General features: G+C 66.2%; 16 protein-coding genes. 4 read left to right on the top strand and 12 right to left on the bottom strand.

Annotation, left to right across the window (positions count from 1 at the left end):
• Nucleotides 1-61: 61 nt before the first annotated feature.
• From NDN16_RS19970 to NDN16_RS19955, 4 genes are all read right to left on the bottom strand, one after another.
• Nucleotides 62-1,549, bottom strand: coding sequence for an aldehyde dehydrogenase (locus tag NDN16_RS19970; protein ID WP_251115215.1), 1,488 nt, complete (start codon nucleotides 1,547-1,549; stop codon nucleotides 62-64).
• Between the two features lie 24 nt (nucleotides 1,550-1,573).
• Entirely contained in the window at nucleotides 1,574-2,170 is a 597-nt protein-coding gene (locus NDN16_RS19965; protein WP_251115214.1) for a thiamine pyrophosphate-dependent enzyme, read from the bottom strand.
• The gene (locus tag NDN16_RS19960) at nucleotides 2,158-2,700 is read right to left on the bottom strand and encodes a thiamine pyrophosphate-binding protein (protein WP_251115213.1); all 543 of its coding nucleotides are present in this window, start codon (nucleotides 2,698-2,700) and stop codon (nucleotides 2,158-2,160) included. The genes NDN16_RS19965 and NDN16_RS19960 overlap by 13 nt, the downstream gene beginning before the upstream one ends.
• Nucleotides 2,701-2,801: 101 nt before the next feature.
• Nucleotides 2,802-3,746, bottom strand: a complete 945-nt coding sequence (locus tag NDN16_RS19955; RefSeq protein ID WP_251115212.1) for a LysR substrate-binding domain-containing protein — start codon at nucleotides 3,744-3,746, stop codon at nucleotides 2,802-2,804.
• A 145-nt stretch (nucleotides 3,747-3,891) separates the two neighbouring features.
• Here NDN16_RS19955 and NDN16_RS19950 point away from each other — a divergent pair, with 145 nt between their 5' ends.
• Complete coding sequence (locus tag NDN16_RS19950; RefSeq protein ID WP_251115211.1) at nucleotides 3,892-6,057, top strand: putative bifunctional diguanylate cyclase/phosphodiesterase; 2,166 nt, start codon at nucleotides 3,892-3,894, stop codon at nucleotides 6,055-6,057.
• 24 nt (nucleotides 6,058-6,081) lie between these two features.
• On the opposite strand, the gene NDN16_RS19945 is transcribed toward NDN16_RS19950, so the two are convergent.
• The 8 genes from NDN16_RS19945 to NDN16_RS19910 form a co-directional block, all read right to left on the bottom strand.
• On the bottom strand, nucleotides 6,082-6,909 hold the full coding sequence (locus NDN16_RS19945; protein ID WP_251115210.1) for an amidohydrolase family protein: 828 nt from the start codon (nucleotides 6,907-6,909) through the stop codon (nucleotides 6,082-6,084).
• A gap of 1 nt (nucleotide 6,910) precedes the next feature.
• Nucleotides 6,911-7,918 (bottom strand): aldo/keto reductase, encoded by a 1,008-nt coding sequence (locus NDN16_RS19940; protein ID WP_251115209.1) that lies wholly within the window; start codon nucleotides 7,916-7,918, stop codon nucleotides 6,911-6,913.
• A gap of 71 nt (nucleotides 7,919-7,989) precedes the next feature.
• On the bottom strand, nucleotides 7,990-8,934 hold the full coding sequence (locus tag NDN16_RS19935) for an ABC transporter substrate-binding protein (protein ID WP_251115208.1): 945 nt from the start codon (nucleotides 8,932-8,934) through the stop codon (nucleotides 7,990-7,992).
• 31 nt (nucleotides 8,935-8,965) lie between these two features.
• Entirely contained in the window at nucleotides 8,966-9,952 is a 987-nt protein-coding gene (locus tag NDN16_RS19930; protein WP_251115207.1) for an ABC transporter permease, read from the bottom strand.
• Nucleotides 9,949-11,508 (bottom strand): sugar ABC transporter ATP-binding protein, encoded by a 1,560-nt coding sequence (locus NDN16_RS19925; protein WP_251115206.1) that lies wholly within the window; start codon nucleotides 11,506-11,508, stop codon nucleotides 9,949-9,951. Before NDN16_RS19925 ends, NDN16_RS19930 begins: the two co-directional genes overlap by 4 nt.
• Before the next feature lie 160 nt (nucleotides 11,509-11,668).
• The gene (locus NDN16_RS19920) at nucleotides 11,669-12,691 is read right to left on the bottom strand and encodes a polysaccharide pyruvyl transferase family protein (protein WP_251115205.1); all 1,023 of its coding nucleotides are present in this window, start codon (nucleotides 12,689-12,691) and stop codon (nucleotides 11,669-11,671) included.
• Complete coding sequence (locus NDN16_RS19915; RefSeq protein WP_251115204.1) at nucleotides 12,691-14,190, bottom strand: lipopolysaccharide biosynthesis protein; 1,500 nt, start codon at nucleotides 14,188-14,190, stop codon at nucleotides 12,691-12,693. Before NDN16_RS19915 ends, NDN16_RS19920 begins: the two co-directional genes overlap by 1 nt.
• Nucleotides 14,191-14,193: 3 nt before the next feature.
• Nucleotides 14,194-15,102, bottom strand: a complete 909-nt coding sequence (locus NDN16_RS19910; protein WP_251115203.1) for a glycosyltransferase family 2 protein — start codon at nucleotides 15,100-15,102, stop codon at nucleotides 14,194-14,196.
• A 237-nt stretch (nucleotides 15,103-15,339) separates the two neighbouring features.
• Here NDN16_RS19910 and choX point away from each other — a divergent pair, with 237 nt between their 5' ends.
• The 3 genes from choX to ugpB all read left to right on the top strand — a co-directional run bounded on the left by choX (nucleotide 15,340) and on the right by ugpB (nucleotide 19,284).
• Nucleotides 15,340-16,272, top strand: a complete 933-nt coding sequence (choX, locus tag NDN16_RS19905; RefSeq protein WP_435301139.1) for a choline ABC transporter substrate-binding protein — start codon at nucleotides 15,340-15,342, stop codon at nucleotides 16,270-16,272.
• A gap of 9 nt (nucleotides 16,273-16,281) precedes the next feature.
• Nucleotides 16,282-17,793: a choline-sulfatase gene (betC, locus tag NDN16_RS19900; protein ID WP_251115201.1), complete on the top strand. Its 1,512-nt coding sequence runs from the start codon at nucleotides 16,282-16,284 to the stop codon at nucleotides 17,791-17,793.
• 171 nt (nucleotides 17,794-17,964) lie between these two features.
• Complete coding sequence (ugpB, locus tag NDN16_RS19895; RefSeq protein ID WP_251115200.1) at nucleotides 17,965-19,284, top strand: sn-glycerol-3-phosphate ABC transporter substrate-binding protein UgpB; 1,320 nt, start codon at nucleotides 17,965-17,967, stop codon at nucleotides 19,282-19,284.
• The last annotated feature ends 58 nt before the right edge of the window (nucleotides 19,285-19,342 follow it).

The following is a 19,342-nucleotide window of genomic DNA, read 5'->3' as shown; positions in this document are numbered from 1 at the left end:
AACGTTGTAATCCACAACGCGCTTGATGCAGACGAGTATCTTCATCGTCTCTCCCTTTCTGTCAGCGCAGCACGAACGGGTTCGGTACCCCCTCGGCGAGATTGATCCAGACGCATTTGGTCTGGAGATACTCGTCGATCGCGTGCTGGCCGCTTTCGCGGCCGATGCCGCTTTTCTTGTAGCCGCCGAACGGCGCCAGATAGCTGACGGCGCGATAGGTGTTCACCCATACGGTGCCGGCGCGAATACGGTCGGCCATGGTGAAGGCGCGCCGGATATTCGACGTCCAGACGCCGGATGCAAGACCGTAGATCGTGTCGTTGGCGATCTCGACCGCTTCCTCGTCGTCCTCGAAGGGAATGATCGAGAGAATGGGGCCGAACACTTCTTCCCGCGCGATGCGCATGTCGTTGGAGACGTCGGCGAAGATGGTGGGCTCGACGAACCAGCCGTCCTTCAGGTCGGGCCGGTCGGGGGTGCCGCCGCCGAGCAGGCAGCGCGCGCCTTCGCCCCTGGCAACCTCCATGTAGTCCAGCACCTTCCGGCGCTGCGGCTGCGTCGTTATCGGGCCCACCTGCGTGCCGGAATCCATCGGGTCGCCCAGCCTGGCCGTGGCGGCGAAGCTCGCCACCTTTTCGCAGACCTCGTCATAGACGGCGCGTTGCACCAGCAGCCGGGAGCCTGCGATGCAGGTCTGCCCCGAAGCGGCGAATATGCCGGAAATGGCCCCCTTGACGGCGTCGTCGATGGCGGCGTCGGCGAAGACGATGTTGGGCGACTTGCCGCCCAGCTCCAGCGTCACGTGCTTGATGCCGCGCGCCGCCGCTGCATAGACCGAAGCGCCGGTGGCGTCGCCGCCGGTGAAGGCGACTTTCGCCACCTTGGGGTGCTCCACCAACGCCGTCCCGATCTCCGAGCCGAAGCCGGTGAGCGTGTTGACCACGCCCTGCGGAAATCCGGCCTCCGCGATCAGGTCCATGAAGGCCAGCGTGGAGCAGGAGGTGAACTCGGACGGCTTGATGACGATGGTGTTGCCGGCGGCAAGCGCCGGGGCGAGCTTCCACGTCAGAAGCAGCAGCGGCGAGTTCCACGGCGTGATGCACACGACGACGCCGAGCGGCTCGCGTTTGGTATAGGTGAACATGTCGGGCTTGTCGGTGGGGATGACCCCGCCTTCGATCTTGTCCGCAAGTCCGCCGAAATAGTGGAACCACTCGGCCATGTAGCGCACCTGGCCGGCCATTTCGGCCAGGAGCTTGCCATTGTCCTTTACCTCGATCTCGGCCAGCCGCGCGGCGTCCCGCTCGATCAGGTCGCCGAGCCGGCGCAGGAGCTTGCCGCGCGCGCTGGCCGTCATGGAGGGCCATGGCCCTTTCACGAACGCCTTGTGCGCCGCATCCACAGCGCGGTCGACATCATCGAGCCCGCAATGCGGCACCTCGGCCCAGGGCTTGCCGGTAAAGGGGTTGGCGCTTTCGATCCAGCGCCCGTCCGCGCTGCCGAGCCTGACCCCATCCACCACATTCTCGAAACGGACGCGTTCCGCCATGTTACCTGCTCCTCCCGGGGCCGGTCAGATCGTCGCGAAGCCGAGCGCCGCCCTGAACCGGTTCTTGATATAGGGCCCATCGCGCGGCGGCAGCACGCGCGGCGCGTTTTCCGGCCGGATCTTGATGGTCGCCAGCTTGACGCCCTCCCGCTCGGACAGCCTGGCGCGCAGGTCGTCGACGCCGCCCATATCCTCGATGCAGGCCGTCCACGCAAAGCCGCAGGCCGCCGCCACCTTGTCCAGATCGATGCCCTGGCCGGCATGGCTGAGCTGCATCCCCGTCTCGCCGTAATGGCCGTTGTCGAGGATCGCGATCGTCAGGTTGGCGGGGTTCTGCAACGCCACGGTGGCAAGCGCGCCGAGGCCCATCAACGCCTCGCCGTCGCCGGTGACGACCAGCACGGAGCGGTTCGGCTGCGCCTTGGCAAGGCCGAGCCCGACCGTGATCGCGCTGCCCATCGCTGCCCAGAGATAGTAATTGTTGTCGTGGTCGCCGGCGGCCATCACATCGTAGGACGGCGAGCCGAGGCCCGTGACGACGAGAAGCTCGTCCCGGCCGGCCAGGAGGTTGCGGACGACGTCCCGGCGATCGAGGTCGCCTCCGACTTTTACTTCACCCATTTCTTTTCTCCGATCAGCCGTTGCCCGAGCAGGAGGGCGGTTGCGGAATCACCATTGAAGGCCATCGTCGCCGCGCCGTGCAGAAGCGGTTCCACCTCGGAGGGCACGTCGGCCCGCCACGTCATCACGCCCATCAGCTTCAAGGCCGCCTCGGTGGCCTGGCCCATCGGGTTCTGCCAGGCGTTGAACTCGGCCCAGTCGCCGCGCATCGTAACGAGCATCAGCAGGGGAAAACGGACGCAGGCCTGCAGCGCCAGCGTATTGATGCAGTTGCCGACGCCGCTGGATTGCATCAGCAGCGCGCCGCGCTCGCCGCCCAGCCAGGCGCCGGCCAGATAGCCGATGCCTTCCTCTTCCGTCGTCAGCACCACCGAGTGCACCGCCTCGTCGGCCACCGCCATGCGGATCGCCGTCGAATGGCCGGCATCCGGGACGTAGACGACATGCCGGACATCGTGCTGTTTCAGCACCCGGTATACGTCGCTCTGCCAGTCGATTTCACCGGCCAGTTTCGAAGCCATTTCGTTCATCCAATCCTCCGCGTCCGAATGTCCGCATGTCCGGATCCCGGTTTAATCCCGAATTGCCCTTCATGCGATTATCCGATTTCGCATTGAGATATGCCGAGCTGTTATGGCTTGTCCGCCGGGGGATCGGCAAGCATCCGTCCGGCCCAGACCCTGCGCTCGACCAGGTCGGCGGCAATCGACACGAAGGTCTCCGCGACGAGGCGGGTGGCGCGCGCCACGGGCCTGTCGGACGGGTAGGCCAATACCAGCTTGCGCGTGGGCACAGGGTCGATCACCGGCGTCGCCCCGAGCGCGCCCGACTGCACGAGGGCATAGATGGGCGCCAGGGGCAGAAGCGTCGCGCCGAAGCCGTTCCGCACGAGGTCGATCATGGCTCCGAAAGAGTCCGCTTCGACGCCGGCCTTCAGCGAGACGCCCGCACGCAGGGCGCAGTCCTCCACGATGGCGCGCAGGCCGTGCCGGGAACTCGGAAGAACCAGTTCCATGTCGGCCAGTGAGGCGAAGGGCAGCGGGTCGGGCTGCAGGCCCGCAGGGGCGGCCTGCACCAGCAGAAGCTCCTCCAGCATCACGGGCACGATGCGAAGGGAGCGCATGGGCGGCGGATCGTATGAGACCGCAAGTTCCAGTTCGCCGCGCTGCAGCCAATCCAGGAGATGGCCGCTGAAGGCCGACGCCAGGCGAAGGTTCAGGCGTGGATGCCGCTCTCGCAGTTCGCGCACCAGCGGTACGGTGATGATCTCCGCAACCGTCGGCGTGGTGCCGATCGTCGCCGTGCCGGCAAGCTCCTTGCCGGTGCCGGCGGCGACGTTGCGGATCGCTTCCATCTCCGCGAGGATCCGGGACGCGTGCTCGAGGATGTCGCGTCCGACATCGGTGACGACCATGCCGCGCCCGTGCCGCTCGAACAGCGTGACGCCGAGCTCCTGCTCCAGAAGGCGGACCTGGCGGCTGAGGGCCGGCTGAGCCACGTGCAACCTGTCGGCCGCCTTGCTGAGGCTGCCGAGTTCGGCAACGTGGATCAGGGTCTTGAGTTGCGTGACGTCCATGCCCGTCAGTTAACACGAGACGGCCAGCGATAGAATTCCCTTTTGCCTCGCACACCCTCGGCATCGGGCCATCGCATCTTGCAACAGATTACGATTAATCTACAGTTGTATTGTTTCAACGCTGTCTCCAGGTCTGCGAAAGCGCATGCAATCCATTCGCCGCTTCTTTCCGCGCCAGTACCTGGTGCCGACGGGCCTGTTGGTCGTCACGTCGTTCGCGGCCCTGTTTTCGCTGCTCTATTACCTGACGAACGCGCAGGACAGGCTGGATACGGAACGCGACAGGCAGACGATCGCCAGCGCCATGCAGAGCCTCGTCGAGTTCGCCGTGCACGATCTGCAGGATTATGCCGTGTGGGACGATGCGTTCCGTGCGCTGGTCCTGTCGTTCGATCCGGCATGGGCAGACGCCAACATCGGCGTCTATCTTGGCCAGCGGCAGGGCTATACGCATCTGTTCATCATCGAGAACGGCGCTTCGACTGTTTATTCCTATGACGACGGCAACCCGACGGCGCAGCCCCTGGACGCATTCGCGACGGTGGGCGAGGCGCTGCGCGCCGGCGTAGAGGCCGCCGGCACGGCCGAATATTCGGGCAGAACGGCCGTCGGAGCCTTCACGTCGCTGGGTGAGAACCTGTTCGTCTACGCGGCGGCCGACCTTGCGCCGCTGACCCCGGGGCTGACCGGCCCGGAAGGGCTGCGGCGCACGATGGTGATCGCGCGCCCGATCGACGGCGTCCTCCTCGACGGGCTGTCCGCCCGATACAGCACCGGCGCCCTGCGCCTCCTGACCGACAGCGGCACCCTGGCCGGAGAGGAGACGGTGGTCCTGAGAGGCTTGACCGACGAGGCCGTCGGCATCGTCGCCTGGACGCCCGACCGTCCCGGCACCGCCCTGATGCACCAGATCCTGCCGGGGCTGATGCTGATCGCGCTCATCTCGTTCTTCGCCGCGGGCATGATCCTGAACCGCGCGCGCCTGTCCAACGAGGCGCTGCATTCCAGCCGGGCCAATATCCGCTTTCTCGCCTATCACGACGCCCTGACCGGGCTTGCCAATCGCGGCCGCTTTCTGGCCCAGCTTCGCCACGGCGACCGGCGGCCGGACCAGTACCTGCTCTACATGGACCTCGACGGCTTCAAGGAGGCCAACGACGTCTACGGCCACGCCACCGGCGACGACCTCTTGGTCGAGGCGGGCCGTCGCATCCAGCGGTCCACGCCGCCCGGCTCGGCCGTGGCGCGCACCGGCGGCGACGAATTCGCCGTGCTTTTGCCGGGCGGAGCGCCGGACGAGCCGGAGCGCACGGCCGACAGGGTCCTTGCGGCCTTCGAGCCGCCGTTTCACGTCAGCAGCTACAGCGTGAATATCGGCGTCACCATCGGCGTGGCGCGCCGCGAGGCGCGGCTGGAGGCGGAAGAAGTCATGCGGCGCGCGGACGTCGCCATGTATGCCGCCAAGTCGCGTGGCAAGCGTGGCTGGCTGGCCTACGAGCCGCAGCTAGACGAAGCGAACCTGGTGCGCCACGCCATGGAGGGCGCGTTGCGCCAGGCCGTGGCGCGGGACGAGATCGAGGTGGCCTTCCAGCCGATCGTCAATGCGATCACCGGCCGCATCGAAATGGTGGAGGCCCTTGCGCGCTGGGAGCATCCGGAGACAGGCGCGGTCGCACCCGACCATTTCATCCGTGTCGCCGAGCAGAGCGGCCTCATCAACGAACTCGGCCGACGCGTGATCGCCAAGGCGTGCCAGCGGGCGCGGGCGTGGGATATCGGCCTGTCGGTGAACCTGTCGCCGGTACAGTTCTGGGATCGCAACCTGGTCTGCTCGATCGTCGAGGCGCTCGAAGAGGCGCGTTTCCCCACGCGGCGGCTGGACCTCGAGATCACCGAGAAGCACCTCCTCCGGCGGCCGGAGGAGGCGGAGCGGATCCTGGGTGAATTCCGCTCGCGCGGCATCCGCATCTCGCTCGACGATTTCGGCACGGGTTTCACCAGCATCGGATATCTCCAGCGCCTGTCGCTGGACCGGATCAAGATGGACCGATCCTTCGTCGTGGCCGCGGAGCTCGGCGGGAAACCCTACCGCCTCGCCGCGGCGATCGTGGAACTCGGCCGCGCACTGGAACTGCCGGTCACGGCCGAAGGGGTGGAAAACGAAAACCAGGCGCAACTGATGCGGCGTATCGGCTGCACGAGCCTGCAAGGCTGGCTCTTCGGGCATGCGCTGTCGGCGCAGGAGGTGGAGGCGCGGCTCGGCGTGGCTTCCCCTGCTGCCGTTGCGGCGGGCGGGGCGGCCAACCCGTAGGCTCGGAAGTCTGACGTCTGCGTGTCAGAGGCCGTAGACGCGCCGCGCGTTCGCGCCGAAAACCCCTTCGACGGCCGATCGGCCAAACCTTGAAAGGACGCGGCGCTCGACGGTCTCCACCCAGTCGGCGTACCGCCCGGCAAGCTCGATCACGGGCCAGTCGCTGCCGAAGATGACGCGGTCCGGCCCGAAAGCATGCAGGATCGTGTCGGCCACGCGGCCGACGCCCTCCATGTCGGGCGGGGCGCCCGCTTCGGTGACGAGGCCCGACAGCTTGCAGAAGACCTGCGGCATCGCCGCCAACGCATCCATGCCGCGCCGCCAGGCCGAAAGGTCGCCGTTGGCTATATCGGGTTTGGCGCAATGATCGATGACGATGGGCAGGTCCGGATGCCGCCGCGCGAACCGGACCAGCGCCGCAAGATGCGCCGGCTTGACGAGGGCGTCGAAGACGAGGCTCGCCGCCAGCATCGCGGCCACGGCGGGATCGAGCGCCGGATCGTCGATCCAGTCGACGTCGGGTAGGTCCTGCAGCATGGGGCGCAGGCCCTTCAGCTTCGGGTGCCGGGCCAGGTCGGCGATTGTGGCCGCCGCGTCCGGGGCCTTCATGTCGGCCCAGCCGACGACGCCAAGAACGAACGGCTCGCGGTCCGCGAGGTCCAGCATGAAACGCGTGTCGGCAAGGCTGGGAAGGGACTGGACGAGCACGGTCGCCTCGATGTCCGCCGAGGCCAAAAGCGGCTTCAGGTCCGCCGGCGAGAAATCGCGATGGATGGCGGCCAGGTCCGGCGGCGGCCATTGCCCGACACGGTCGGCGATCGCCCAGAAATGCTGGTGTGCATCGATCCGCATGTCACTGCCCCGGAACGGGCGCTTCGGGCGCGATCAGGCCACGCTGCGCCAGGGTCGACCAGAATTCGGCTGGAATTACCGTTTCGAGCCAGCGTGCGCTTGTCTCGATCTGGTCCGGACGGTGCGCGCCGGTGTTGACGGTGACGACGGCCCGGTGCGCCAGGGGAAACTGGATCGCGGCAGCGGGCAGGGGGATATCGAACGCCCGCGCGACGTCCGCCAGCGCCTCGGCCCGGCGGACGACGCCGTCCGGCGCGTCCTCGTAATTGAACTTGCCGTTGCCGACCAGCAGGCCGGAATTGAAGGGCGCCGCCGCCACGATGGCGTGGCCTGCCCGGGCAGCGCGATCCAGCATCGGAAGGCTTTCCTGCTCCAGCAGCGTGTAGCGCCCCGCCAGCATGGTGCAGTCGAGATCGATTTCGTTCATGGCCGCCTCGACGACCGCCACTTCGTTGACGCCAAGCCCGACCCCGCGGACGAGGCCGGCGCCGCGCAGCTCGTCCAGCGCGCGGAAGCCGCCGCCATCGGTCAGCTGCCGCCAGTGATGGTCGGCGCGTTCGCCATGCGTCATCCGTCCGATATCGTGCACGAAGAGAAGGTCGATCCGCGTCAGCCCGAGGCGCTGCAGGCTGTCCTCGAAGGAACGCATGATGGCGTCGTAGCCATAGTCGTAAGTCGGGCGGAAGGGCATGGGTTCGGCATAGCCCTGTTCGAAGGCGCCGACCGTCGGGTCGGGTCGCATCAGCCTTCCCACCTTCGTCGACAGAACGAATGCCTCCCGGTCGCGCGGTGCGAGCGCCGCGCCGACACGGCGCTCCGAGCGGGTAAACCCGTAGAAGGGCGCCGTATCGAAATAGCGGATGCCGGCATCCCAGGCGGCATCGACGATGGCTGCGGCGACGCCTTCCGCCATCGGGCGGTAGAGTCCGCCGATCTGCGCGCCGCCGAGGCCCAGCACGGTCAGTTCCAGCCCGGTGCGGGGCAGGGCGCGGCGGTCCGAAACCTTCATGCGTCGTATTCCTTGTCGATGCTGCCGCAAGCCGCTGCGCAGGGCGCCGGGCCCGGCGAAGCGGCATCGGCTCAGTAGAGGACGTTCTGCGCCTCGGGGGTGTCGATGTTCTCCCTGGTGACGAGCACGACGCCGGTATCCTGGTTCTTCTCCACCTTCGTGCGGTCGATGACGTCGACCACCGTCTCGATGCCCTTTTCTCCCATCTGGAAGCTGCCCTGCACGGCTATGGCCGCCAGCGTGCCGTCCTTGACGAAGTTCTGCAGGTCCTCGTTGCCGTCGAAGCCGATGCCGACGACCTGTCCGGAGCGACCCGACTGGGCAAGCGCGCGGCCCATGCCGATAGCGGTCGGCTCGTTGGCGCCGAAGATGCCCTTGAGGTCCGGGTTGGAGGCGAGGACATCGGTGGTCTGGTTCAGCGCCGTCGCCATCTGGGAGTTGGAGTAGAAGGGGCCGACGATCTCGATCTCGGAATTGGCCTTCAGGTAGTCGACGAAGCCGCCCACGCGCCCGATCTCGGAACCCGCGCCCGCCACATAGGACATGACGGCGACCTTGCCTTCCTTGCCGATGCGCTCGATCATCGCCTGCGCCGCCAGTTCGCCGGCGGCCTTGTTGTCGGTGGCGAGGAACGACTGGTAGTAATCCGACGCATCGTCCGAAATGGCGGAATCGATCAGCACCACGGGGATGCGCGCTTCCCATGCCTTGCGGATCGAGGGCACCAATGCCTCCGGATCGGAAGGGGCGAGGACGATGCCGGCGACACCCCGGTTCACGGCGTTGTCCACCATGTTGACCTGGTCGGCTATGGCCGATTCCGAGGCGGGGCCCTGGAAGGTCATGCTGTAGCCCTCAACATCCTGCATGGCCGCGTCCGCGCCCTTCTGGACGTTCTGCCAGAAGGTGGCGTTGGCCGTCTTGACGATGACGGCGATCTCCTTTTCCTGCGCCAGGGCCGTGCCGGCGGTCAGGGTCAGGGCCGATGCGAGTGCGGCGAGTGCCAGTCTTTTCATGCTCATTCCTCCTCTTTGATCTGGGTTCGGTTCAGCGCCGGTTGCGGATCTGGTCGAGCCAGACCGTCAGCAGGATGACGAGGCCGATGATGATCTGCTGCGTGAAGGCCGACACGCCGTTCATGTTGAGGCCGTTGCGCAGGATGCCGATGACGAAGGCGCCGATGATGGTGCCCGAGATGGTGCCGACGCCGCCCATCAGCGAGGTGCCGCCGATGACGGCGCTGGCGATGGCGTCCAGCTCGTACATGACGCCTTCGTTGGGCTGTGCCGTGACGAGGCGGGACATCAGCACGCAGCCCGTCAGGCCGGCCATGGTGCCGGACAGGACATAGGTGAACAGCGTGACCGCCTTGACGTTGACGCCGGAAAGGCGCGCCGCCTCGACATTGGAGCCGACGGCATAGATGTGGCGTCCGAGCGTAGTGCGCGTCAGCATGATGGAGATGGCGATGGCAAGCACGATCATCAGGATGACCGGATAGGGGATGCCCGGAAAGACGACCGTCGGAAATCCGTCGTCGCCGATGTCGACGATGCGGAACAACGCCCCGTTGCCCAGTTCGCCGAAGGACTGGCCAAGGCCGGAAACCGGCCGCGCACCGGTGATCTGGAGCGCCAGGCCGCGAGCGATGAGCATCATGCCGAGCGTGGCGATGAACGGGGGCAGGCGCAGTTGCGTGACGGCGATGCCGTTGACGAGGCCGCACAGGGCGCCCACCGCGACGCCGCCCAGCATGCCGACCGGCACGGGAACGCCGGCCTTGACCAGCAGCGCGGCGGCGACGCCGGCCAGCGCGAGCACCGATCCGACCGAAAGGTCGATGCCGCCGGTTATGATGACGCAGGTCGCCCCGAATCCGAGAATGGCGATGGACGTGACCTGCAGGGCGATCGTCATGCCGTTGCTGACGGTCATGAAGGCGCTGCTGGTGACGGAGAAAGCGATCGTCAGCAGGAGCAGGCTGCCGAGGGCCGCGAATTTCTGGAGAAGGTCTTTTCTGCGGTCGCTCGTCATTCGGCTTTCCCGGCAAGCTGTTGCGCCGCGGGCCGGCCGTGGCCCGAGGCATGGTGCATGATGTCTTCCTGGGTGGTTCGCGCCGTATCGAGGGTCGCCATGACGCGCCCCTCGTGGAAGACGGCGATACGGTCCGTCACGCCGAGGATTTCCGGCAGCTCCGAAGAGATGAGCACGATGCCGAACCCCTCCGCGGCGAGCGCGTCCATCAACTCGTAGATCGCGTATTTGGCGCCGACGTCGATGCCGCGGGTCGGCTCGTCGAAGAACAGGATGCGCGAGCCGCGATACAGCCATTTGGCGATCACGATCTTCTGCTGGTTGCCGCCGGACAGGAGCCGCGTTACCTGCCGTGCCGAAGGGGTGCGGATCGACAGGCGGTCGATATAGTCCCGCGCGACCTCCTGCTCCTGTTTGAAGCGGATGAAGCCGGCCGGCCCGGACACCTTGTCCATGCTGGGCAGGGTGATGTTGTCGGCCACCGTCATCTTCAACGCCAGCCCGTCACCCTTCCTGTCTTCCGAAAGATAGGCGATCCCCTCTCGTATCGCGTCGCGCGGGCTGGCGATGGACAGGGTGCGGCCGCCGAGCCGGATCGTGCCGGCATCCAGGGGGTCTGCCCCGAAGATCGCGCGGGCGACTTCCGTGCGCCCCGCGCCCATCAGGCCTGCGAAGCCTAGAATCTCGCCACGGCGCAGGTCGAAGGAGACGTCCGCGAAGACCCCCTTGCGCGTCAGACGTTCGGCGCTGAACAGGATTTCGCCCGTGGGTACCGAAGTCCGCGGCGGAAATTTTTCTTCCAGCGAACGTCCGACCATGTCGGCGACGATCTCGTCCACGCTGGTATCGGCGAAATCGCGGGTCGAGACGTGGGTGCCGTCGCGCAGCACGGTGACGCGGTCGACGATCTCGGCCATTTCGTCCAGCCGATGCGAAATGTAGACGATCCCGACGCCGGCCTTCTTCAGATCCTTGATGATCCGGAAGAGGACGCTTGTTTCCGATTCGGTCAGTGACGATGTCGGCTCGTCCATGATGAGCACGCGCGCATCGAGCGAAAGAGCCTTCGCAATCTCCACCATCTGCGATTGGGCGATGGACAGGCGGCGCACTTCCGCCGTGGGCGCGATGGCCACCTTGAGCCGCTCCAGCAGGGCCTTGGCATCGCGGTTCAGGCGCGAACGGTCGATGAAGGGTCCGCGCTTCGGCTCGCGCGCCAGAAAGATATTCTCCGCGACGCTGAGATGCGGAACGAGGTTGAGCTCCTGGTGGATGATGGCGATGCCGGCCGCCTCGGACTGGCGCGTGCCGGCGAAACGGGTTTCGGCTCCGTCCAGCAGGATCCGGCCCTCGTCCGCCTGGTACAGGCCGCCGATCACCTTCATCAGGGTGGACTTGCCGGCGCCGTTCTCGCCGCAGACGGCATGCACCTCGCCCGGCCTCAGGTCGAAGGAGACCCCGCCGAGGGCTCGCACGCCCGGAAACGTCTTCACGATGCCGTCGAGGGCAAGAAGCGGTGGCGCGTCTCCGCGCATGGATGCTGCTGCATGCGTCATGCGGACGGCCTGCCTCCCTGCTTGCCCGCGTCGGCCGGCCCCTCCCGAGGGCCAGTGCGCAAGACTTATCGTCCAACAGGAAAGTGGTCAATCCAATTTGCGCATCCCGCATTCACGCTACGCAAACGCCACCAAATGTGGCTATTTGGTCAGGCCAAAATCAGGCCTCTACCGCTCGCCGCTGCTTCAGGCCGTCCAGCACGGCCAATGCCTCGGCCACGTCGCCGACCAGGAAGGAGCGGTCGCTGTTCGTCGTCTTCCATGCGGAGATGAGGCCGCTGGTCTTGCCGTAGCTGTTGTCGAGCACGCAATGGGGCCGGTCGATCAGCACGCACATGATGTGGCCATGCATGCGGTCGGTGATCACCTGCCGCGCCGAGCCGAGCAGCGCGATGCCGCGCTCGAAGCGCTGGCGGGCGCGTTCGCGGTAGGCCAGTTCCGTCATGCGCGCCCGTCCGCCGACCTGTCCCGCAAGGAAGCCGCGCAGGATCGCGGCCCGCTTGGTGCGCTGCTGGAAGTCGGCCGGCTCTTCCGGCCAGTCGGACTGGATGGTGCCGGGCCGCTTCACGGCTTCGGACACATCGTGTGCGCCGGTGGCTTCGTGGTCGTCGCGCAGGTTGAGAAGCAAGTCATGAACCGGCTTAGGTGGCGCGACGGGGCCGATGCAGAAGGCCATGTCGGGCACGAGCCGGCTTTTGCACTGGAAATGCGCGCGGGCGTAGTCGAGGCTGCGCTGGTCGCGCACCAGAAGGGTGAAGGCGCCGTGCTTCTCGATGGCACGGGCCGTGGAATCGCGGTTGGCCTCGGAATTGAACTTGATGGTCTGCGGCAGCTGGACGACGGGGCGTCCCTTGTGGCGATCCAGCAGGGCTTCGCGAAAGGGCCGGAAACCGGGCCAGACATCGCCGAAATTGCCGCCGCCATGCAGGAAGATCGGCGCGTTGCCGACGGCCGCCTTCATCTTGCCCTCGTCGAAAGTCGGGATCTCCGACACATAGCCGGCGCGCATGCCGCGACCGTCGAAATAGGCGAGTTCGCCCATCCAGATGGCGCTGTCGCCGATGTTGTAATGGTTCGGGAAATCGAGCAGCGCGAACTTCTGTGCCGGATCGACGAGGTCGGCGAGCGCGTCTTCGATAAGGCCCTTGAGGCGGGCGATGATGGCTGCGTTCGTTTCCGGCATCAGGCTTCTCCGGTGGATGTCGCTGCCGCGCGGCCGCGACGCAGCGCGGACAGGGCGGTATCGATATAGGGTTTCAAGGTACGCCGGCCGAACAGGGCGAGAAAAAGCACGTAGGCGATGGCGCCGAGGGCGACGGATGCCGCGAGGGCCGCGGGCGGCCAGCCGATGGCGCCGGCGATCGGCGCCTTGGTCAGCCAGACGATGGCGGCCATGGCCAGCGAGCCTGCCAGCGGCATTGCGACCGCCCGGATCGTTCCGCCGGGGTCGATGCCGGCATGCTTCTTCAGCAGATATTGCTGGTACGGCATCGTCGCCCAGGCGCGCAGCGTATAGCCGGCGGCGACGGCGACCACGCCATAGGGCACCAGCAACCATGTCAGGAGCAGCGTGGCGGCCAGTTGCAGCGCCGCGACGGACATGATCGTCTGCGCCTTGTCGACCGCCGCAAGCGCCGGCGCGGCGAAGACGTTCATGACGAAGGGCACGGCCATCAGCACGAGGGCCGTCGCAATGGGACCGGTATTCTGCCATTGCCGCCCGAACAGGAGGTCGATCGTTTCCTGCGACAGCGCGCCGAAGCCGAAAAGCAGCGGGAACGTGCCGAGTGCCGCGGCTCCGACGATGCGGTTGTAGGCGTTGCGGAATGCCGCCCGGTCGTTCTGCAGGCGCGACAGCGTCACCAGCGAGACGCTTCCGATCGGCGCCAGCACGGCCTGACCGATCAGTTCGATCAGCCGCCAGGCGATGCGATAGCGGCCGACTTCGGCAGGGCCGTACCATCGGGCGATGAAGATATCCTGGACGCGGGTCAGGAGCATCCAGAGAAGCTGGCTCACCATCAGGCTGATGCTGAAGGTGAAGACGCCGCGAAACCGCCGCATGTCGAAACGCAGTTTCGGCAGCCACGGGAAATAGTACCAACCCAGTGCGACCGTCACCACGGCCTGGACTGCCGCCTGCGCGACGAGGGCGTAGACACCCCAGCCGCCCAGGGCGGCCGCGATGGCGGCGGCCCCCGACAGCATGCTTGCGACGATGCTTTGCGCCGCAAGGTTCTTGTGCCGGAAGTCGCGCGCAAGGCGCGCATTGTGCACCACGGCCAGCGACCCGAGCGGAATCAGGAAGGCCAGCCAGTGCAGGATCGGCTCCACCGCCGGGTCGCGCACGGCGGATGCATAGAAGGGGGCGCTGAAGAAGATGACGAGGCCCATGGCCACGCTGAAGGCGACGAGCGCCCAGAAGGCGGTGTCGGCGAGTTCCTCGTCCAGGTCGTATTGCCGCGTCACCGCATCGCCGAAACCGCCGAAGGCGATGATGCGGCCGACCTCCGTGAACAGGCTGGCCAGCGCGAACGTGCCGAACTCGGCGGGCCCCAATACGCGCGCGAGCACCAGAAAGATGACGAAGGTCGCAACGGTGCTCCAGGCCACGCGCACGACGGACCACAGGACCGACAGGACCGTCTTGTGCTTCAGTTCCGCGGTTGCGGCGTCGCTCATCGGTCAGGCGGCCGGCCGGTTGAGCCAGTACGACATCATGCCCGAAAGGCTGTCGCGCATGGTGTCGCGATAGGTCAGCCCCATCTCGGCGCTCATCGTCCGGCCCGTCCACAACTCGCGCGCAGCCATCCGCATGTCCCAGCGCAACATGCCGCGCATGTTGGAACGGCGGTCGAACAGGTATTTGGCATAGAGCGCGCCATTGCCGAAGGCGTAGCCCGATTGCAGCTTGCGGATATCCTCCGGCATGCGGCGGCCGTGGAAGTGGTGCACCACGATGTCGGGGCAGTAGACCACGGGAAACCCGGCCTTGAAGGCGCGGTGGGTGAAGTCGGTATCCTCTCCGGAGCGGAACGGCGCGCCGGCCCCGAACCGCTCGTCGAACGGGCCGATGGCCTCGATCAGCGTGCGCGGAAAGGCCATGTTGCAGCCGTGGATGAAGCCGCCGGGATGCAGCGTGCGGTCCAGCGTGGCGGGCTCGATGTCGGGCTTTATGGTGACGGGAAGGTCTCGGGCGTCGCCGAGCTCCACCCGTCCGCCGCGCAGCACCGGGCCCTCGTCGGCGGCGAAGGCCTGCGACAGCGCCGGGAAGAAGCCGGGTTCCGGCTCGCAATCATCGTCGGTAAAGGCGATCAACCCACCACGCGCTGCCGCGATGCCGGTATTGCGTGCGACCGCCAGACCGGGGCGAGCCTCGTGCAGCAGGCGGACAGGCAGCGGCGCCGACGCCGCCCAGGCCGAGACGACGGCGCTGGTGTCGTCGGTCGAGCCGTTGTCCACGAAGACCAGTTCGACCGAAAGCGACTCTGCCGCCCGCGCTGCGCGGCCGATCGCCTCCAGGCAGGAGGTGAGGCCATAGGCGCGGTTGCGCGACGAAACCACAAGGCTGATATCGCATGCACCCGAAGACATAGGGGCTCCTCGAACTTTCGGTCGATGGTCGCAGGATACGGGCACGATGGCGGTGCGACAAGTTTATTGTGCCGTGCAGCATAATCGGCGTTTGTTCGCGGTTAGATGGCAAAATTGGCATCAAAGGGGCGAAGGCGAAAACCTCAGGGTTGCTCTCGCATCGAAAAGCGTGTCGGTTCTCACCGCATTGAAGGCTCGTTCAACCGCAACCGGGCCACGACCATAATGGAGCAAGTCATGAACCGATTCATAGGCGTGGCGCTGATGGGCCTCCTGTCTGCCGGAACCGCACAGGCCAACGATCCGCAGAGCTGCGCAACCGTGCGCCTGTCCGATCCCGGCTGGAGCGACATCACATCGACGAACGCGCTGGCCTCGGTGGTGCTGGAAGGGCTCGGCTACACCGCCGACGTCAAGACCCTGTCCGTGCCGATCGGCTACCAGGCCCTGGCCAACAAGGAGATCGACGTCTTCCTCGGCAACTGGATGCCGGCCCAGACGGCCTTCCGCAAGGATCTCGACGACAAGGGCGCCGCGGACGAACTGGCGCGCAACCTCGAAGGAGCGAAGTTCACCCTTGCCGTTCCGAAATATGTCGCCGACGAAGGCGTCGGGGACGTGAAGGATATTGCGGCGCATGCCGACAAGTTCGGCTCGCGCATCTATGGCATCGAGGCTGGTGCGCCCGCCAACGAGAATATTCAGAAGATGATCGCCGATCCGGCCTTCGGCCTGTCCGGATGGGAGCTGACCGCCTCGTCCGAGCAGGGCATGCTCTCGCAGGTCTCGCGCGCCGAGAGGCGCAAGCAGTGGGTGGTGTTTTTGGCCTGGGCGCCGCATCCCATGAACAACAGCTTCGACATAACCTACCTGTCGGGGGCGGACGATTTCTTCGGCCCGAATTACGGCGGCGCCGAAGTCTTTACCCTAGCCCGCACCGGTTATGCGGACGAATGTCCGAATGCGGCCGGATTCTTCGAGAAGCTCGTCTTCGACATCGACATGGAAAACGAGATGATGGCGAAGCTGGCCGAGGGGACCGAGCCGCGGGCCGCGGCGCGCGAATGGCTTGCCGCCAATCCTGACGTGCTGGACGGCTGGCTGGACGGAGTGACGACGCTGTCGGGCGAGCCGGGGCTCCCGGCCGTCAAGGCCGCGATCGGAGGTTGAGGCATCTGCATGGCATTCCGCCGACCGAATATCCTGATCGTCATGGTCGATCAGCTCAATGGCACACTGTTTCCGGACGGCCCCGCCGACTTCCTCCATGTTCCGCACCTGCGGGCGCTTGCCGCCCGCTCCATGCGCTTCGCCAATGCCTATACGGCCAGCCCGCTCTGCGCCCCGGCAAGAGCGTCGTTCATGAGCGGGCAGCTTCCGTCGGCGACCCGCGTCTACGACAACGCGGCGGAATTCTCGTCCGAGATTCCGACCTTTGCGCATCAATTGCGTCTTGCCGGGTATCGCACGATCCTGTCCGGCAAGATGCATTTCGTCGGTCCGGACCAGTTGCACGGCTTCGAGGAGCGGCTGACCACCGACGTCTATCCGGCCGATTTCGGCTGGACGCCCGACTATACGAAGCCCGGAGAACGCATCGACTGGTGGTATCATAACCTCGGATCGGTAACCGGCGCCGGGGTCGCGGAGATCACCAACCAGCTCGAATATGACGACGAGGTCGCCTTCCATGCGGCGGCGCGGCTCTACGATCTGTCGCGGTGCCAGGATGACCGGCCCTTCTGCCTGACCGTCTCCTTCACCCATCCCCACGATCCCTATGTGGCTCGCCGGCGCTTTCACGATCTCTATGCCGATTGCCCGGCCCTGCAACCGGAGGTCGGCCGCATGCAGGATCCGGATCCGCATACGGCGCGCCTGATGGCGGCTTGCCAGGACGAGGCCTACGACATCGCGCCTGAGATGGTGGCCAGGGCGCGCCGGGCCTATTTCGCCAACCTCTCCTATGTCGACGACAAGGTCGGCGACCTTTTGGGTATCCTCGAGCGCACCGGCATGGCGGACAACACCGCCGTGCTGTTCGTCTCCGACCACGGCGACATGCTGGGCGAGCGCGGATTGTGGTTCAAGATGAACTTCTACGAAGGGTCCGCGCGCGTGCCCCTGATGCTGGCGGCGCCGGGCCTCGGACCCGGTCTCTGCCGGACGCCGGTTTCCACCATGGATGTCATGCCGACATTGTCCGAGATCGCGGGCCGGCCCCTCGGCGCGCTGGCCCCATGGCTGCACGGCGTATCCCTGTTCGAGACGCTCGAGGGCGGCCGCGCCCCGGTGCGCATGGAATATGCCGCGGAAGGGTCTGTCGCCCCGATGGTCTCGCTGCGGTCGGGCCCATACAAGCTCAACCGTTGCAAGGCCGATCCGGACCAGCTGTTCGACCTGTCCGCCGATCCGTCGGAACTGACCAATCTTGCCGCCGATCCGGCGCATGCGGCGACTTTGGCGGCATTGTCGTCGGAGATGGACGCCCTGTGGAATCTCGAGGCGTTCGACGCCGCCGTCCGGGAAAGCCAGGCCCGGCGACACATCACCTATGCGGCGCTCCGCAACGGCGCATACTATCCCTGGGACTACCAGCCGCTCCAGCGCGCATCCGAACGATACATGCGCAACCACATGGATCTGAACGTCCTGGAGGATGAAAAGCGCTTCCCCCGAGGGAAGCGCTGATGCGATAGCCCGCATCGAACGGAGCTGTGGATGGAAATACAACTTTAGGTTCAGGGCGTTGCCCTGTCATGAAACTATCTTAGGTTTGTCACCGAGCTGTTTGCCGGCATGGGCTAGGAGGAGCCCACCGGCAGGACCGTGAACGGTCGCAGCGTTGGGAGATTGGAACCTATGAAGAAAATCGGGGTAATGGCGGCGGCGATGTCCGCGCTTCTGCTGACGGCCGGCCACGCCGCGGCGCAGACGGAGATCCAGTGGTGGCACTCCATGTCGGGCGAACTCGGGCAGAAGCTCGAAGGCCTGGCGAACCGGTTCAACGAGAGCCAGTCCGAATTCAAGGTCGTGCCGCTCTACCGCGGAACCTACCCGGAATCGATGACGGCGGCGATCGCGGCGTTCCGTGCGGGCGAGCAGCCGCACATCCTGCAGGTCTTCGAGGTCGGCACCGGAACCTTCATGGCGGCGCGCGACGCGATCTACCCCGTGCAGGAACTGATGACCGACACGGGCGAGACGTTCGATCCGGCAAGCTATCTGCCGGCGGTGACCGGCTATTACCAGACGGGCGACGGCGAACTTCTTTCCTTCCCGTTCAATTCCTCGTCGGTCATCCTGTACTACAACAAGGATGCCTTCGAGGCCGCCGGCCTCGATGCCTCGCAGCCGCCCAAGACGTGGGACGAACTGGCCGAGGCGGCGCAGAAGATCGTGACCTCCGGCACCAAGACCTGCGGCTTCACCACGACCTGGCCGGCCTGGGTGAACCTCGAGAACCTGTCAGCCTGGCATAACAAGCCGATCGCCACGCAGCAGAACGGCATGGCCGGTTTCGACGCCGTGTTCGAGTTCGACGAGGCGGGCCTCGTCGCCAAGCACTGGGCCAACCTGGTAAATTGGCAGGAGGGCGGAGCCTTCCAGTATCGCGGCCGCACCAACACCGCCGGTCCGTCCTTCAACTCCGGCGAATGCGCCATGCTGCTGGAATCCTCGGCCGGGCGGGCATCGATCACCGCCAATGCCGATTTCGACGTCGGCTACGGCATGATGCCCTATTACGACGACATCGAGGGCGCGCCGCAGAACTCGATCATCGGCGGAGCCTCGCTGTGGGTGCTGCGCGGCAAGGACGACGACAGCTACAAGGGCGTCGCGGAGTTCCTCTCGTTCCTGTCGCAACCCGATATCCAGAGCGAGTGGCACCAGAGCACGGGCTACCTGCCGATCACGCAGGCCGCCTACGAGGCGACGAAGGCTGCGGGCTTCTACGAACAGAATCCCGGCGCCGACACCGCCATCCAGGAAGTGACGCTGAACGCGCCGACGGACAATTCGCGCGGATTGCGCTTCGGTAACTACGTGCAGATCCGCACCATGTTCGAGGAAGAGCTCGAAGCCGCGCTCGGGGGGCAGAAGAGCGCCGAGGACGCGGTCAGGTCGGCACAGGAGCGCGGCAACGAGATGCTGCGCGAGTTCGAGTCCCAGCACCAGTAAGGCGCAGCCTCGCGGGTCAAGACCGGGCCGTTGCCGGAGGGCGGCGGCCCCTTTCCAT

This window comes from Aureimonas altamirensis, assembly GCF_023702225.1.
GTDB classification, from domain to species: domain Bacteria; phylum Pseudomonadota; class Alphaproteobacteria; order Rhizobiales; family Rhizobiaceae; genus Aureimonas; species Aureimonas altamirensis_B.
Note: the sequence above shows the minus strand (reverse complement) of the source record. Positions and strands in the feature narration are given on the sequence as shown.